The 14,584-nt window shown below is 71.7% G+C and carries 13 protein-coding genes; 4 read left to right on the top strand and 9 right to left on the bottom strand.

What is annotated here, in order from left to right; translation table 11 throughout:
• Complete coding sequence (locus tag ACFVVO_RS21935) at positions 1-477, top strand: hypothetical protein (protein WP_390057211.1); 477 nt, start codon at positions 1-3, stop codon at positions 475-477.
• A gap of 52 nt (positions 478-529) precedes the next feature.
• Here the strand turns inward: ACFVVO_RS21935 and ACFVVO_RS21930 are convergent, their stop codons facing one another.
• The 5 genes from ACFVVO_RS21930 to ACFVVO_RS21910 all read right to left on the bottom strand — a co-directional run bounded on the left by ACFVVO_RS21930 (position 530) and on the right by ACFVVO_RS21910 (position 7,183).
• Positions 530-1,369, bottom strand: a complete 840-nt coding sequence (locus ACFVVO_RS21930) for a carbohydrate ABC transporter permease (RefSeq protein ID WP_390057209.1) — start codon at positions 1,367-1,369, stop codon at positions 530-532.
• A complete protein-coding gene (locus tag ACFVVO_RS21925; RefSeq protein WP_390057207.1) occupies positions 1,366-2,724 on the bottom strand; it encodes an ABC transporter permease subunit in 1,359 nt (452 codons plus the stop codon). The genes ACFVVO_RS21930 and ACFVVO_RS21925 overlap by 4 nt, the downstream gene beginning before the upstream one ends.
• A gap of 8 nt (positions 2,725-2,732) precedes the next feature.
• A complete protein-coding gene (locus ACFVVO_RS21920) occupies positions 2,733-4,058 on the bottom strand; it encodes an ABC transporter substrate-binding protein (protein WP_390057205.1) in 1,326 nt (441 codons plus the stop codon).
• A 49-nt stretch (positions 4,059-4,107) separates the two neighbouring features.
• A complete protein-coding gene (locus ACFVVO_RS21915) occupies positions 4,108-5,769 on the bottom strand; it encodes a glycoside hydrolase family 13 protein (RefSeq protein WP_390057203.1) in 1,662 nt (553 codons plus the stop codon).
• Between the two features lie 142 nt (positions 5,770-5,911).
• Positions 5,912-7,183, bottom strand: a complete 1,272-nt coding sequence (locus tag ACFVVO_RS21910) for an ABC transporter substrate-binding protein (RefSeq protein WP_390057202.1) — start codon at positions 7,181-7,183, stop codon at positions 5,912-5,914.
• Positions 7,184-7,313: 130 nt separating this feature from the next.
• On the opposite strand from ACFVVO_RS21910, the gene ACFVVO_RS21905 reads away from it, so the two are divergent.
• The 3 genes from ACFVVO_RS21905 to ACFVVO_RS21895 all read left to right on the top strand — a co-directional run bounded on the left by ACFVVO_RS21905 (position 7,314) and on the right by ACFVVO_RS21895 (position 10,959).
• Positions 7,314-7,829 (top strand): PadR family transcriptional regulator, encoded by a 516-nt coding sequence (locus tag ACFVVO_RS21905; protein ID WP_390057200.1) that lies wholly within the window; start codon positions 7,314-7,316, stop codon positions 7,827-7,829.
• On the top strand, positions 7,826-8,575 hold the full coding sequence (locus tag ACFVVO_RS21900) for an ABC transporter ATP-binding protein (RefSeq protein WP_390057198.1): 750 nt from the start codon (positions 7,826-7,828) through the stop codon (positions 8,573-8,575). Before ACFVVO_RS21905 ends, ACFVVO_RS21900 begins: the two co-directional genes overlap by 4 nt.
• 101 nt (positions 8,576-8,676) lie before the next feature.
• On the top strand, positions 8,677-10,959 hold the full coding sequence (locus ACFVVO_RS21895) for an FtsX-like permease family protein (RefSeq protein ID WP_390057196.1): 2,283 nt from the start codon (positions 8,677-8,679) through the stop codon (positions 10,957-10,959).
• A gap of 57 nt (positions 10,960-11,016) precedes the next feature.
• Here ACFVVO_RS21895 and pgi read toward each other — a convergent pair whose 3' ends face one another.
• The 4 genes from pgi to tpiA form a co-directional block, all read right to left on the bottom strand.
• Positions 11,017-12,669: a glucose-6-phosphate isomerase gene (gene pgi / locus ACFVVO_RS21890; protein ID WP_390057195.1), complete on the bottom strand. Its 1,653-nt coding sequence runs from the start codon at positions 12,667-12,669 to the stop codon at positions 11,017-11,019.
• 246 nt (positions 12,670-12,915) lie between these two features.
• Entirely contained in the window at positions 12,916-13,251 is a 336-nt protein-coding gene (locus ACFVVO_RS21885) for an RNA polymerase-binding protein RbpA (RefSeq protein WP_003976875.1), read from the bottom strand.
• 210 nt (positions 13,252-13,461) lie between these two features.
• On the bottom strand, positions 13,462-13,692 hold the full coding sequence (gene secG / locus ACFVVO_RS21880) for a preprotein translocase subunit SecG (RefSeq protein WP_268894183.1): 231 nt from the start codon (positions 13,690-13,692) through the stop codon (positions 13,462-13,464).
• A 113-nt stretch (positions 13,693-13,805) separates the two neighbouring features.
• Complete coding sequence (gene tpiA, locus ACFVVO_RS21875) at positions 13,806-14,582, bottom strand: triose-phosphate isomerase (protein ID WP_390057193.1); 777 nt, start codon at positions 14,580-14,582, stop codon at positions 13,806-13,808.
• Between the last annotated feature and the right edge of the window lie 2 nt (positions 14,583-14,584).

Below are 14,584 nucleotides of genomic sequence, written 5' to 3'. Positions count from 1 at the left end.
ATGACGGACAGAGGACCGGCCGGCATACGGCCGCCGTACCGGCGCACGCGGCTGTGGGCCGCCTGCGTCGCCCTGCTCGCGGCAGGCGCGGTCGGCTGCGGGTCCGCGCACGACACGGCGGCCGGAGCGTCCACGCCGGCGCCCCGGCCCACGGTGACCGTGTCCGTGACCGCGACGGTCACCGAGACCGCCGAGCCGGAGCCCGCGCCGACGGTCACGAAGACGAGGACCGTCCGCAAGCCGGGGCCCACGGTCACCGTGACCAAGCGCGCCTCCGGCACCTCCGGCTCGTCCGGCAGCGTCCGCACCGACGACAGCGGCGGCGGCACGTGCTCCATCACGTCCAACGCGGGCAACTGCTACTCGGCGGGCCAGTTCTGCCGCAACAGCGACCATGGAGCGGCGACCACCACCGCGGGCGGTACGCGGATCAGGTGTTCCTACAGCGGGAGCGCCTGGCGCTGGACCTACGCCTGACGCGGAGGCGGCCGGGTCGCCGGCCGCCTCCGCTGTCCCCCGTCAGGAGGGGTCACTTGACCGAGCCCGCCATCACGCCCTGGACGAAGTGGCGCTGGAAGGCGAAGAAGACGATCACGGGGACTATCAGGGAGAGGAAGGCGCCCGGGGCCAGGACGTCGATGTTGCTGCCGAACTGGCGTATCTGGGACTGGAGTTGCACGGTCAGGGGCTGGGAGGAGCTGTCGGCGAAGAGGAGCGCGACCAGCATGTCGTTCCAGACCCACAGGAACTGGAAGATGGCGAGCGAGGCGATGGCGGGACGCCCCACCGGCAGGACCAGGCGGGTGAAGATCCGCCACTCGCTGCCGCCGTCCATCCGCGCCGCCTCCAGCATCTCCTTCGGCATCTCCGCGAAGTAGTTGCGCAGGAGGAACACCGCGAAGGGCAGGCCGTAGGCGACGTGGAAGAGGACCACGCCGGGGATCGTGCCGAACAGGCCCAACTGGCCGAAGAGTTTGGCCACCGGCAGCAGGCCGATCTGCACCGGCACCACCAGCAGGGCCACCACCAGCAGGAACAGCGGCTCCCGCAGTGGGAAGTCCAGCCAGGCGAAGGCGTATCCGGCGAGGGCCGCGATGCCGACGACCAGGACGGTCGTCGGCACCGAGATCAGCACGGTGTTCCAGAAGGCCTGGGTGATGCCGGCGTTCTTCAGCAGCGCCGAGTAGTTGTCGAAGGACAGCTGCCCCGGACTGGCCAGCGCCGTCCACCAGCCGCCCTTCGCCGTGTCCTGGGCCGAGCGCAGGGAGGACAGGAACAGTCCCGCGAGCGGGGTCACCCAGACCAGGCCGATCACCACGAGGAACGCCTGGACCAGGCCGTTGCCCAGGCCGCGCCTGACCGCGTTCATCGCTGACTCCTTCGGAAGCGGCGGACGTTGAAGACCATCGCGGGGATCACCAGCACGAGCAGCAGCACACCGAGGGCGCTGCCGAGTCCCTGGTTGTTGCCGCCGCCGAACGACACGAGCCACATCTGGGTCGCGAGCACGGTGGCGTCCTCCTGCACCGGTCCCGGCGCGATGACGTAGACGAGGTCGAACACCTTCATCACGTTGATCACGAGGGTGACGAAGACGACCGTCAGCACGGGGGCGAGCAACGGCACGGTGATGCGGCGGAAGATCTGCCACTCGTTCGCGCCGTCCATCCGCGCCGCCTCCAGCGCGTCCCGGGGCAGGCTCGACAGACCCGCGCCGATCAGCACCATCGCGAAGCCGGTCCAGATCCACAGGTAGGCGCCGATGATCGCCGGGGTGACGAGCGTCGGGCCGAGCCAGGAGACACCCTGGTAGGGCGGCGCGAAGTTGGACGCGGGCAGCTTCACCGTGTACGAGCCCTCGTGGAGTCCGGTGAAGCGGAAGGAGCCGTCGGAGGCGGACGTGGTGCTCGCGACCGTCCTGCCGTCGCGCAGCGCCTCGACCTTCATGCCGGGCAGGCCGCTCTCCTCCGGGTCGACCCGGCCCTGCTTCCCTCCCCCGCCGGGCGTGAAGTCCAGGTACACGACGCCGCGCAGTTCACCGGCGCCGGCCCCGCGCCGCGCCGCCGGCCGGGCGGGCGAGGCGTCCCGCGGCAGGTCCCCCGGCAGCACGCCGACCAGGGGCAACGTGACCGAGTCGCCCGGCGAGGCGGCCGCGTGGCTGAGGTAGGACCCGTCGCGGCCCTGGTCCAGCAGCCCCTCACGGCCCCGTGCCGTCGGATACGACGAGGTCCCCTCGAAGGCGTCGTGCACGGAGACCACGGCGGCGTCGAGGACGCCCTTGTCCGGGTCCTCGTCGTAGGCGAGCCGGAAGATGATGCCGGCGGCGAGGAAGGAGACCGCCATCGGCATGAACAGCAGCAGTTTGAACGCCGTCGCCCAGCGGACCTTCTCCACCAGGACGGCCAGGATCAGACCGAGGCCGGTGAGCAGGGCCGGGGCGACGACCACCCAGATGGTGGTGTTGCGGATGGCCTTCAGCGTCGCCGGGTCGCGGAACATCTCGGCGTAGTTGCCGCCGCCGACGAACCGGGTGCCGGAGGCGTCGAAGAAGCTGCGGCCGACGGAGAACAGCACCGGGTAGACGACGAGCGCGCCGAGCAGGAGCAGGGCGGGGAAGACGAAGAGCAGGGCGACGGTCCGGGCGCGCCGCCGGCTGCGGCGCCCCCGGGCCGCGCCGGCGGCGCGCGGGGCCGCCTCCTTGGACACGAGCGTGGTGGCGGTCATCGGTCCCGTCAGTCCTGGTAGGCCTTGGCCGCGGCGGCCTCGAGCTTCGCCGCGGTCCCCTTCGGGTCGGACGGGTCGCGCAGGAAGTCCTGCAGGAGCTTCCACTCGCCGGTGCCCTTGGTGCCGCCGAACGCCGCCGGTGCCTGGTCGGACATGTCGAAGCGGACCGAGTCACCGGCGCCGACGAGGGACTTGGCGGTGGCGCGGGTGACGTCGTCGCCGTAGGAGGCGAGGCCGAGCTTCTTGTTCGGGGACAGGAAGCCGCCCGCCTTCGCCCACACGGCCGCCGCCTCGGGGGTCGCCAGGTACTCCAGGAGCTTCATGCCGGCCTTCGCGTTCTTGCCGTCCTTGAGGACGACGGCCGCGTCACCGCCGCTGACCACCGGCGCCTTGCCGCCGCCGACCGCCGGGAACGGGAAGAAGTCCGCGTCCTTGCCGATACTCCGCTGGAACTGGTCATGGGCGACGCCGGCGACGAAGTCGCCCTCGTAGACCAGGCCGGCCTGCGGCTTGGGTCCGAACACCTTCTCCACCGAGCCCGGGAAGTCGGTGTTGAGGGCGCCCTTCTGGCCGCCCGCGATGAGCTGCTTGTCCTTGAACAGCTTGCCGAGGGTGCCGAGCGCCTCGACGACTGAGGCGTCCGTCCACTTCAGCTTGTGCGCGGCGAGGGCGTCGTACTTCTCGGGACCGGCCTGGGAGAGGTAGATGTTCTCGAACCAGTCGGTGAGGGTCCAGCCGTCCTGCCCGGCGACGGCGAAGGCGGCGAGCCCGGAGTCGGAGACGGTGTGCCCGGCCTTGAGCATCTCGTCGTACGACTTCGGCGGCTTCACCCCCGCCTGGGCGAGGGCGTCGGGGCTGTACCAGACGGTCGACTTGTGGGCGGCCTTGAAGTAGAGGCCGTAGAGGGTGCCGTCGACGCTGCCGTACTTCTTCCACACGGGCGCGTAGCCCGCGTCCACGGACTTGCCGGTGGTGGCGGACAGCGGCTTGAGCCAGCCCTTCTTCGCGAACTGCTGGAGCACGCCGACCTGCGGGACCATCACCACGTCGGGCGCGTTGCCGCCCTCGATCTTGCTGCCGACAACCGTGGAGACGTTGTCGCCGGTGGAGACGAACTGGGTCTTGGCGCCGGTCTTCGCGGTGAAGGCGTCCAGCACCTTCTGGAAGTTCTTCTGTTCGCTGCCGGACCAGACACCGGCCACGGTGACCGTCTGGCCGCTGAGCGCCTTGTCGCCGCCGCCGGCCGAGACGGGGCCGCCGCCGCAGGCGGTCGCGCCGAGCGCCAGGGCCAGGGCGGTGCAGCCGGTGAGCAGGGTGGTACGTCGTCGCATCATCGTTGATGTCCCTTCGGGAGGGTGGGAGTTGACGTGGAGTGGGAGGAGGTCAGAGGTCGGTGAGCCACCAGGCGGCCGTCGAGCCGGGCAGCACCCCGGCCGGGCAGGGGCCGCTGGACAGCAGCGGCGTGCCGGAGGCCGGTGCGGGTGTGGGAGAGGTGGTGAAGTTGACGGCGCAGACCAGGCCGTCGCCGCGGACGAAGCCGAGGACGCCGGGCGGGGTGTCCAGCCAGCGCAGCGTGCCCTCACCCAACTGGGGCAGTGAGGATCGCAGTTGCAGGCCGTCGCGGTACAGGTGCCAGAAGGAGCGGGTGTCGGCGAGGGCGCGGTCGGTGGCGTACTCGGCGAAGTACTCCGGCTGCGGCAGCCAGGGCTTGGCGCTCTCCGCGCCGGAGGTGAAGCCGAACGGGGAGGCCTGACCGGACCACGGCAGGGGCACCCGGCAGCCGTCGCGGATGCGGGCCCGGCTTCCGGTACGGCGGAAGATCGGGTCGGTGAGCACGTCGTCGGGCAGATCCACGACCTCGGGCAGGCCGAGTTCCTCGCCCTGGTAGATGTACGTGGCGCCGGGCAGGGCCAGCATCAGCAGCGCGGCGGCGCGGGCGCGGGCGGGGCCGAGGCCGCTGCCCCCGGTGGCCGGTTCGCCGTAGCGGGTGACGGTGCGCACCTGGTCGTGGTTGTTGAGGACCCAGGTGACGGTCGAGCCGGTGCCGGCGATGTCCTGCATGGCCTCGGAGACGACCTTGCGGAAGGCGTCGGCGTCCCACGGGGCGCCGAGCAGGTCGAAGAAGAACGCCTGGTGGAGTTCGTCGGGGCGGACGTACTGGGCGTGTTCGCGGGCCGTGGGCACGGAGACCTCGCCGACCAGCAGGCGCTCGCGGCCGTCACGGGCGGTGTACTCCTCGCAGGTGGCCCGCCACTGCCGCCACACGTCGTGCACCTCGGGCTGGTTCCAGGCCAGCGGGTTGACCGAGTCGCGGGTGCGGGCGTCGGCCTCCGGGTCGTCCGAGTCGGGCAGTTCGGGGTGCTTGAACAGTCCGGCGGCGACGTCGATGCGGAAGCCGTCCACACCGCGGTCGAGCCAGAAGCGCAGGACGCGGTCGAACTCCGCGGGTGTCTCGGGGTTGCGCCAGTTCCAGTCGGGCTGTTCGGGCGTGAACATGTGCAGGTACCACTGGCCGGGCCGGCCGTCCGCCTCGGTGACCCGGGTCCAGGCCGGGCCGCCGAACATGGCGTGCCAGTTGTTGGGCGGTTCGCCGCCGTCGGGGCCGCGCCCGTCGGCGAAGTGGAAGCGGGCGCGGGCCGGGCTGCCGGGCGGGGAGGCGAGCGCCTCGCGGAACCACGGGTGCTCGCTGGAGCAGTGGTTCGGGACGATGTCCAGCAGGACCCTGATCCCGAGCCGCCGGGCGGCCGTCATCAGCAGGTCGAACTCGGCGAGGTCGCCGAAGAGCGGGTCGACGTCGCGGTAGTCGGCGACGTCGTAGCCGTGGTCGTGCTGGGGCGAGGGGTAGAACGGGCTCAGCCAGATCCCGTCGACGCCGAGCTTCTTCAGGTACGGCAGTCCGGCGCGGACGCCGGCCAGATCGCCGATGCCGTCGCCGGTGCTGTCGAGGAAGCTGCGGACGTAGACCTGGTAGATCACCGCGTCACGCCACCAATGATGCCTGTTCAACCCTGGGGCCTGTCTCTGTGAAGGGCAGCAGTTATGCATGCATGTTAGGTAGGCGTGTCGTGAGGGTGTCAATGAAAAGAACGGAAGCTACCGAGGAGTTGAGTGCGCAAACAGGCATCTATTCGGGCATCCTGAGCACAGTTGAGACGCTGGCGTTACCTAACAAGTAACTAGCGTGCGACTAGCGGCCGGCGACGGCGTCGAGTTCCCGCGCCAGTCGGCGTACGGCGGCCGAGGGCGTCTGCCGCCCGGTCAGCGCGTCGTGCACGACGGCCTGGACCACCAGGCTGACCTGGTCGTAGTGCGGGCTCGTGGGGCGCGGCTCGGCCGTCATGACGGCGGCGCGCAGGGTCGGCAGATAGGGGAACCGCGCGATCAGGGCGGGATCGTCGTAGAGGGCGGCGCGCACGGGAGGCAGCGCGCCCCGCGTCAGCACCTGGCGCTGGACGCGCTCGCTCGTGAGGTAGGCGATCAGGCGAGCGGCCGAGTCCGGATGCCTGGCATGGGTGTTGACGGCCAGGTCGGACCCGCCGAGGACGCTCTTGCCCGGCCCGTCGGGTCCGGGCAGCGGTACCGCGCCGACCCGGCCGGCGACCTTGGAACCCCTGGCCGAGGCGGCCGCGTAGGCGTAGGGCCAGTTGCGCAGGAAGAGCAGCCGGCCGTCCCGGAAGGCCTGCTTGGACTCCTCCTCCTTGTACGTCAGCGCCGCCTTGGGGATCCAGCCCTCACGCAGGCCGCGGGCGAGGAAGCCGATGCCCTCGCGGGCGGCGTCGGAGTCCACGGTGACGCGGGTGCCCTCGTCGCCGAGGATGGTGCCGCCCGCCGAGTACACCGCCTCGGCCGCGTTGACCGTGAGGCCCTCGTAGGGCAGGAACTGGCCCGCGTAGCCGTCCAGCCCGTACCTGGGCGCGATGGTCTTCGCGTCGCGCTCCAGCTCGGCCCAGGTGCGTGGCGGCGGCACCCCGGCCTTGGCGAGGACGTCCTTGCGGTACAGCAGCAGCCCGGCGTTGGTGACGTACGGGACGGCGTACAGCCGCCCGTCGTACCGTGCCGTTCTCACCACCGGCTTCAGGAAGCTGCCGAGCGGGAAGCGGTCGCCGGGCAGCGGGCGGATCCAGCCCGCCGCGGCGAACTCCGCGGTCCAGTTGACGTCGATGTTCAGGACGTCGAACCGGCCCCGGTCGCCGCCGCGCAGGTCGGTGGTCATCTGCGCGTGCGTCTCGTCGGCCGAGTCCGGCAGTTCGACGAGGGTCACCTTCTCGCCGGGGTGGGTGCGGTTCCAGCCCCGCAGGAGCGGGCCGAGGTAGCTGGTCAGGTCGCCGGCGGTGGCCAGGGTGAGCGGTCCGCGCCCGCCGGTGCCGGCTTCGCCGGTCCGGGCGCCGGAGGCCACGTACCCGGACAGGACCACGGCGAGAACGAGGAGCCCCCTACCGGCGGCGCGCATCCACCGCATAGGTTCCTCCCTGAACACGTACACCCGGCTCCGGGCACCCTCGCCCGGGAGTCAGAGGCCATGTATACCTGTTAGGTATGGGCGATACTAGGGCCTGGAGCACATTGCGCGGACTAGGAGGAGAGCACGAGTGCGCCTGCCCCTCCTGGGAATCCTCGCGCGTGGCCCCGCCCACGGTTACGAGCTGAAGCAGGGCCTTGAGCAACTGCTGGGCTCCGCGTACCCTCAGCCGAACGTCGGCCAGATCTACGTGACCCTCGGCCGCCTCGAGAAGTCGGGACTGATCGAGGGCGAGGACGTCGAGCAGTCGAGCCGGCCCAACAAGAAGGTCTACCACCTCACCGACGCCGGGCGGGAGGCGCTGCACGCCTGGTTCGAGGAGACCGAGGACGAGCCGCGGGTACGGGACGAGTTCTTCATGAAGCTCGCGCTGGCCCCGCAGACCGGTCTCGCCGACCAGATCGCACTCATCAACAGGCAGCGGCGCCAGTACCTCAACACCATGCGCGATCTGTCGAAACTGGCCGCGGCCGAGAGCCGGGACAACCGAATCGCCCAGCTGCTCATAGAGGGCGCGATGCTGCATCTGCAGGCCGACCTCGACTGGCTGGAGCGGTGCCAGGAGGAACTGGAGGAACTGGAGTGAGCGACGGCTCCGTTCCGCTGCTGCGCGCCGAGGGACTGCTGAAGACCCACCACGGCGAGGGCGCGCCCGCGCATGCCGTGCGCGGGGTCGGCCTGAGCGTGGCGCGCGGCGAGTTCGTGGCGATCACCGGACCGTCCGGAGCCGGCAAGTCGACGCTGCTGCACCTGCTCGGCGGGCTGCAGTGGCCGGACGAGGGGAGCATCTGGCTCGACGGCCGGTGCACGGACTCCTTCAGCGAGGCGCGCTGGGCGGTGGAGCGCCGCAAGGCCATCGGGATCGTCTTCCAGTTCTTCAACCTGGTGTCGAACCTGTCGGTCGCGGACAACGTCGAGCTGCCCGCCCTGCTCGCCGGCGTGCCCCCGAAGCGGGCCCGGGCCGAGCGCGAGGAGCTCCTCGCCGAGCTGGGCCTCACGGGCAAGGAGCGCAGCATGCCCGGCGAGCTGTCCGGCGGTGAGCAGCAGCGGGTCGCGCTCGCCCGCGCCCTGGTCAACCATCCGCCGCTGCTGCTGGCCGACGAGCCCGCCGGCAGTCTGGACAGCAAGGGCACCCGCGAGGTGATGCGGCTGCTGTCCCGCTTCCACGGACGCGGGCAGAGCATCGTCCTGGTCACCCACGACGCCCGGCTGGCCAGCGCCGCCGACCGCGTGATCAGCTTCTTCGACGGCCGGATCGCCGACGACGCCGTCCTGGACGCTGCCCCGCCCAGGAAGTCCGGGACGGCGAGCGTGCTGGAGCTGAGGGACTGATGGCGCACGGACCGACGGCGCACCGACTGACGGCCCACGGACCGACGGCGCACCGACTGACGGCCCACCGGCCCTGCGGCCACGGGACCGGGGACTGAGCCGTGCGAGCCACCCTGCGCTGGGCTCACTCCGATCTGCGCACGCACCGCGGCGAGGCGCTTTTCATCACGCTCGCCACCGCGGGCATCGTCGCCTCCCTGCTGCTGGCCGCCGCCCTGTTCGGCTACGCCACCAACCCCTGGCAGCGGACCTTCACCCAGGCCCACGGGGCCCATGTGTGGATCCACACCGCCGCCTCGGCGGACGCCCGCAAGCTCGCCCGGCTGGACGGTGTCGAGTCCGTCGCCGGCCCCTACCTCACCGAGTCCGCCACCGTCGCCGGCCGCGGCACCCGGGCCGCCGTGGAGCTGCGCGGCACCTCGCGGCTGCCCTCGGTAGGCCGCCCGGTGCTCACCGCGGGCCACTGGCTGGACCCCGGGCGGCCGGCCGGCGTGGTCCTGGAGAGCCGGCTGGCCCGGGCACTGCTGGCCGAGCCCGGCGACACCCTCACGCTGCCCGGCACCGCCCGGACGCTCACCGTGGCCGGCATCGCGGACAGCGCCGAGCCCGGCTACAGCCCGGGTTCCCAGCCCGGCCTGGTCTGGGCCCTGCCGTCCGTCGTCCGCGCCCCCGGCGGCCAGGTGACCGGGCTGCGCCTCGGTGACCCGGCCGACACGGACTACGCGGTGCAGCGCGCCGTCACCGTGCTGGGTGCGGGGGCGGTCGGCGAGGTCTCCACCTGGCAGCAGGCGCGGGCCGCGGCGCAGGGCGAGAACCGGCTGCTCGGCCAGGTGCTCGGCCTGTTCGGGCTGGGCGCCCTGGCGGCCGCGGGGTTCGCCGTGCACGGGGCGATCAGCACCCGCATCCGCGGCCATCTGCGGGACATCTCGGTACTGAAGGCGATCGGCTTCACGCCCGGGCAGGTGGTCCGGGTCTTCCTGCTGCAGCACCTGGCGTACGCGGCGCTCGGCGCGGTGGCCGCGGCGGCGCTCACCGAGGGGTGCGGCAGCCGGGTCCCGGGGCGGCTCGGCGACGCGGTGGGCGTGTGGCAGACACTGCCCGGGCACACCGTGGCCCTGTCCGCGGTGCCCGTGGGCGCGGTGCTCTTCATCGGCCTGACGACGGGGCTCGCGGCCTGGCGGGCGGGCCGGGTGCCGCCGGTGCCGGTGCCGCGGCCGTCAGCTCCGGCCGGCGGCCGGCTGACCGGCCTGGCCCGCGGCGCCCTGGGGCTGCGGCTGCCGGCGGCGCTCGTCCTCGGCTGCCACAAGGCGTTCGCGGGCCGCGGCCGGTCGCTGGCCGGCGTGGCCCGGCTGACGCTGCCGCTGACGCTGATCGTGGTGGCGCTCAGCGCCTGGACGACCATCGACCGGTTCCACACCAGCCCGGAGCGGGTGGGTCTGCCGGCCGCGCTGGCGGTCCGTTCGGACGGCGCCCTGGGCGACGCGGACGTACGGGCGGTGCTGGCGGCCGACCGCCGGGTGGCCACCGCCTATCCGGGGGTCGAGGTGGCCGCGCTGGTGCCCGGCCAGACCGGGACGATCGCCCTGCGCGGCCTCGGCACCCACGACCGGCCCTACCCGTACGCGCTCGCCGAGGGCCGGGCCGCGCGCGGACCGGACGAGGCGGTGGCCGGGCAGGGCCTGCTCGACCTGCTGCACGCACGGGTCGGTGACTGGGTGCGGATGACGGTGGGCGAGCAGCCGCAGATCCTGCACATCGTGGGCCGCAGCCTCGAACCGCAGAACGCCGGCCGGGTCGTGACGACGTCCCTGGACACCCTGCGCGAGAACGACCCCGCGCTGTCCCCCGTGTTCTACCAGCTCCGGCTGCGCCCCGGCGTCGATCCGCAGCGGGTCGCGGCCGCCCTCGCCGCGGCCGGGCACGGCCACCTGGACGTGGCAGCCGTGCCGAACCCGGCCGACGGTCTGTCTCCGCTGCGCGCGGTCGTCGCCGGGCTGGTCGCGGTGCTCGCCCTCATCGGTCTTGTCGAGCTGCTCACCGCGATCGGCGGCAGCGTCCGGGAGGGCGAGCGGGACGTGCTGGCCCTGCGGGCGATCGGCATGTCACCGCGGCAGATCGGCGCGATCACCGTCACGGCGACGACGTGTACGGCGCTGGCGGCGGCGGTCGCCGGTACGGCACTGGGGCTGCCGCTGGCGCATCGGCTGATCGACGCCCAGGGCGACTCCAGTGGCATCGGCGCCGGGATCGCCCAGTCGCCCCCGCCCGGCCTGCTGCTCGCGCTGGGCGCGGGCGCCGTGCTGGGGGCCGCCGCCCTCACCGCGCTGCCCGCCGCCCGGGCGGCCCGCCGACGGCAGGCGGACACACTGAGCGCGGCGGCCTGAGCACCTGCTCCGGTCCGCCGGCCGAAGGCGCCCTCCTTCGGCCGGCGTGCGCACGGTTCAGCTACGGCCGCGCAGTTCCCGGTACTTGGCGACGAGCGCCTGGGTGGAGGCGTCCAGGCCGGGGACCTGCGCGCCCTCGGTCAGGGCCGGTTCGACCCGCTTGGCGAGGACCTTGCCCAGCTCCACGCCCCACTGGTCGAATGAGTCGATGTTCCACACCGCGCCCTGCACGAACACCTTGTGTTCGTAGAGGGCGATGAGCTGGCCGAGCACGGACGGGGTCAGCTCGCGCGCGAGGATGGTGGTCGTCGGCCGGTTGCCCGGGAAGGTCTTGTGCGGGACGAGTTCGTCCGGCACGCCCTCCGCGCGGACCTGGTCGGCGGTCTTGCCGAAGGCCAGGGCCTGGGTCTGGGCGAAGAAGTTCGCCATCAACAGGTCGTGCTGGGACTTGAGCTCACCACTGAGCTCGTCGACGGGGCGGGCGAAGCCGATGAAGTCCGCCGGGATCAGCTTGGTGCCCTGGTGGATCAACTGGTAATAGGCGTGCTGCCCGTTGGTGCCGGGCGTGCCCCAGACGACCGGCCCGGTCTGCCACCGCACCGGGCTCCCGTCGCGCTGCACCGACTTGCCGTTGGACTCCATGTCGAGCTGCTGGAGATAGGCGGTGAACTTCGACAGGTAGTGGCTGTACGGCAGGACCGCGTGGGTCTGGGCGTCGTGGAAGTTGCCGTACCAGATGCCCAGCAGGCCCATCAGCAGCGGGGCGTTGGACTCGGCGGGCGCGGTGCGGAAGTGCTCGTCGACGGTCCGGAAGCCGTCGAGCATCTCCCGGAAGCGGTCCGGGCCGATGGCGATCATCAGCGACAGGCCGATCGCCGAGTCGTACGAGTACCGTCCGCCGACCCAGTCCCAGAACTCGAACATGTTCTCCGGGTCGATACCGAACCCGCTGACCTTCTCGGCGTTCGTGGACAGCGCCACGAAGTGCCGGGCCACCGCCTTCTCGTCACCGAGCGCGTCCAGCAGCCAGGACCGGGCCGAGGTCGCGTTGGTGATCGTCTCGATGGTGGTGAACGTCTTGGACGCGACGATGAACAGTGTCTCGGCCGGGTCCAGGTCGCGGACGGCCTCGTGCAGATCGGCGCCGTCCACGTTCGACACGAACCGGAAGGTCAACTCCCGTGCCGTGTAGGCGCGCAGCGCCTCGTAGGCCATGGCGGGGCCGAGGTCGGAGCCGCCGATGCCGATGTTGACGACGTTGCGGATCCGCTTGCCGGTGTGGCCGGTCCACTCGCCGGAGCGGACCCGCTCCGCGAAGCCGGCCATCTTGTCCAGCACGGCGTGCACCCGCGGTACGACGTTCTCGCCGTCCACCTCGATCACCGCGTCCGGCGCGGCCCGCAGCGCGGTGTGCAGCACCGCCCGGTCCTCGGTGATGTTGATCCGCTCGCCGCGGAACATGGCGTCCCGCAGGCCGAAGACGTCCGTCGCGGCGGCGAGCTCGCGCAGCAGCCGGAGCGTGTCGTCGGTGACCAGGTGCTTGGAGTAGTCGATGTGCAGGTCACCGACCTGCAGCGTGTACCCGGCGGCGCGCTCCGGATCGGCGGCGAACAGGTCCCGCAGATGGGTGTCGGCCAGCTCCTCCCGGTGCTTGGCGAGAGCGCTCCACTCGGGCGTCTGGTTGAGCCTGGTACGGCCGTCTGCGTTCATCTCGACGTCAGCCTTCTCTCCTGCGACCTGTCCTGCTGTGTACCTTGCCCCGCTGCCGGTCCCAACCTAGTTGATCAGCACCGGGGACCAGCGCTCGTGGCGTCGTCCACGCGGGCAACAACAGGTACGTCCGGCTTGCGGGCAGGTGTCACCGCGATGGCGGCAGGAATGCGGAAGGCGGCCGTGCGCGGGGGTCCCACTACGGCTGCGGCCAGGCGCCCATGGGCACCCGGCCGGTTGCAGGTCTCAGATCTCGCCGCGCAGTTTCGCGAGGGCCTCGGCGAGGATCGCCTCGCCGTCCGCGTCGCTGCGCCGCTCCCGTACGTACGCGAGGTGCGTCTTGTACGGCTCGGTGCGCGGCGGGTCCGGCGGGTTGTCCCGGTCCTGGCCGGCCGGGAAGCCACAGCGCGGGCAGTCCCAGGTCTCGGGCACCTGCGCGTCGCTGGCGAAGCTGGGCTGGGTCTCATGCCCGTTGGAGCACCAGAAGGAGATGCGCAGACGCGGCGCGGACTCGCCGCGCTCGGCCTCGCCCATCGGCCCCGCCCCGACCCGGCTACCTCGGATCGCGTTGCCACTTGCCACGGTCGTAACTCCCTGCGTGATGGTGCCGCAAAGCGAGTCGGCGTTTCGCTTCGCTGCGAGCGCCTCAGTCTACGTAAGGCCCAACGCGCGTCCAGTGATTGGAGTTACCGGCCCCGCGCCTAGACGCAAGCCCCATGATAGGCCGCGCACAGGAGCGCGTGCCGAACATGGGGCCTTACGTACGGAATGGATGTACCTGGGCGGTGCGGATCAGCCGTTCGACTTCATCAGCAGGCCGAGGACGACGATGCAGGCGAACCACAGGAGCCCGACCACGATGGTGATCCGGTCCAGGTTGCGCTCGGCGACCGAGGAGCCGCCGACGGAGGACTGCATGCCGCCACCGAACATGTCGGAGAGGCCGCCGCCCTTTCCCTTGTGCATCAGCACCAGCAGCATCATCAGCAGGCTGAAGACGATCAGGGCGATCGAGAACCCCAGAACCACGGCTGGACCAACTTCCTCGGAATCGGATGGACGACGGGGGCACAGCACCGGGCCATGCCCCCGCAAGGGTACGACGAATCGCCGTTACCGCCTACTCACGGCCAGGATCACTGATCGCGGAACCGAACGATCTTCACGAACTCGTCGGCGTCCAGCGAGGCACCGCCGATCAGGGCGCCGTCGATATCGGCCTGCGCCATGATCTCGGCGACGTTGCCCGACTTCACGGAGCCGCCGTACTGGATGCGGACCTGGTCGGCCAGCTCCTGGGAGTAGAGCTCTGCGAGCTTGGCGCGGATGGCGGCGCAGACCTCCTGGGCGTCCGAGGCGCCGCAGACCTTGCCGGTGCCGATGGCCCACACGGGCTCGTACGCGATCACGATCGTCTCGGCCTGCTCCGCCGACAGGTCCTTCAGGCCGCCCTCGACCTGGGCGAGGGTGTGCGCGACGTGGTTGCCCGCCTCGCGGACGTCCAGCTCCTCGCCGACGCACAGGATCGGGGTGAGGCCGTGCTTGTAAGCGGCCTTGACCTTGGCGTTGACGACGTCGTCGGTCTCGTGGTGGTACTGCCGGCGCTCGGAGTGGCCGATCGCCACATACGTGCACTTCAGCTTGGCCAGCATCGAGCCGGAGATCTCGCCGGTGTAGGCGCCGGAGTCGTGCGCCGACAGGTCCTGGGCGCCGTACTTGATCTTGAGCTTGTCGCCGTCGACCAGGGTCTGCACGGAGCGCAGGTCGGTGAAGGGCGGCAGGACGGCGACCTCGACGGCCTCGTAGTCCTTGTCGGCCAGGGCGAAGGCGAGCTTCTGGACGTGTGCGATGGCCTCGAGGTGGTTGAGGTTCATCTTCCAGTTGCCCGCCATCAGCGGCGTGCGCGTGCTCATTG

It is taken from the genome of Streptomyces sp. NPDC058145 (genome assembly GCF_042884245.1).
In the GTDB taxonomy this organism is placed as follows: Bacteria; Actinomycetota; Actinomycetes; order Streptomycetales; family Streptomycetaceae; genus Streptomyces.
This window is presented reverse-complemented; position numbering and strand designations above follow the sequence as displayed.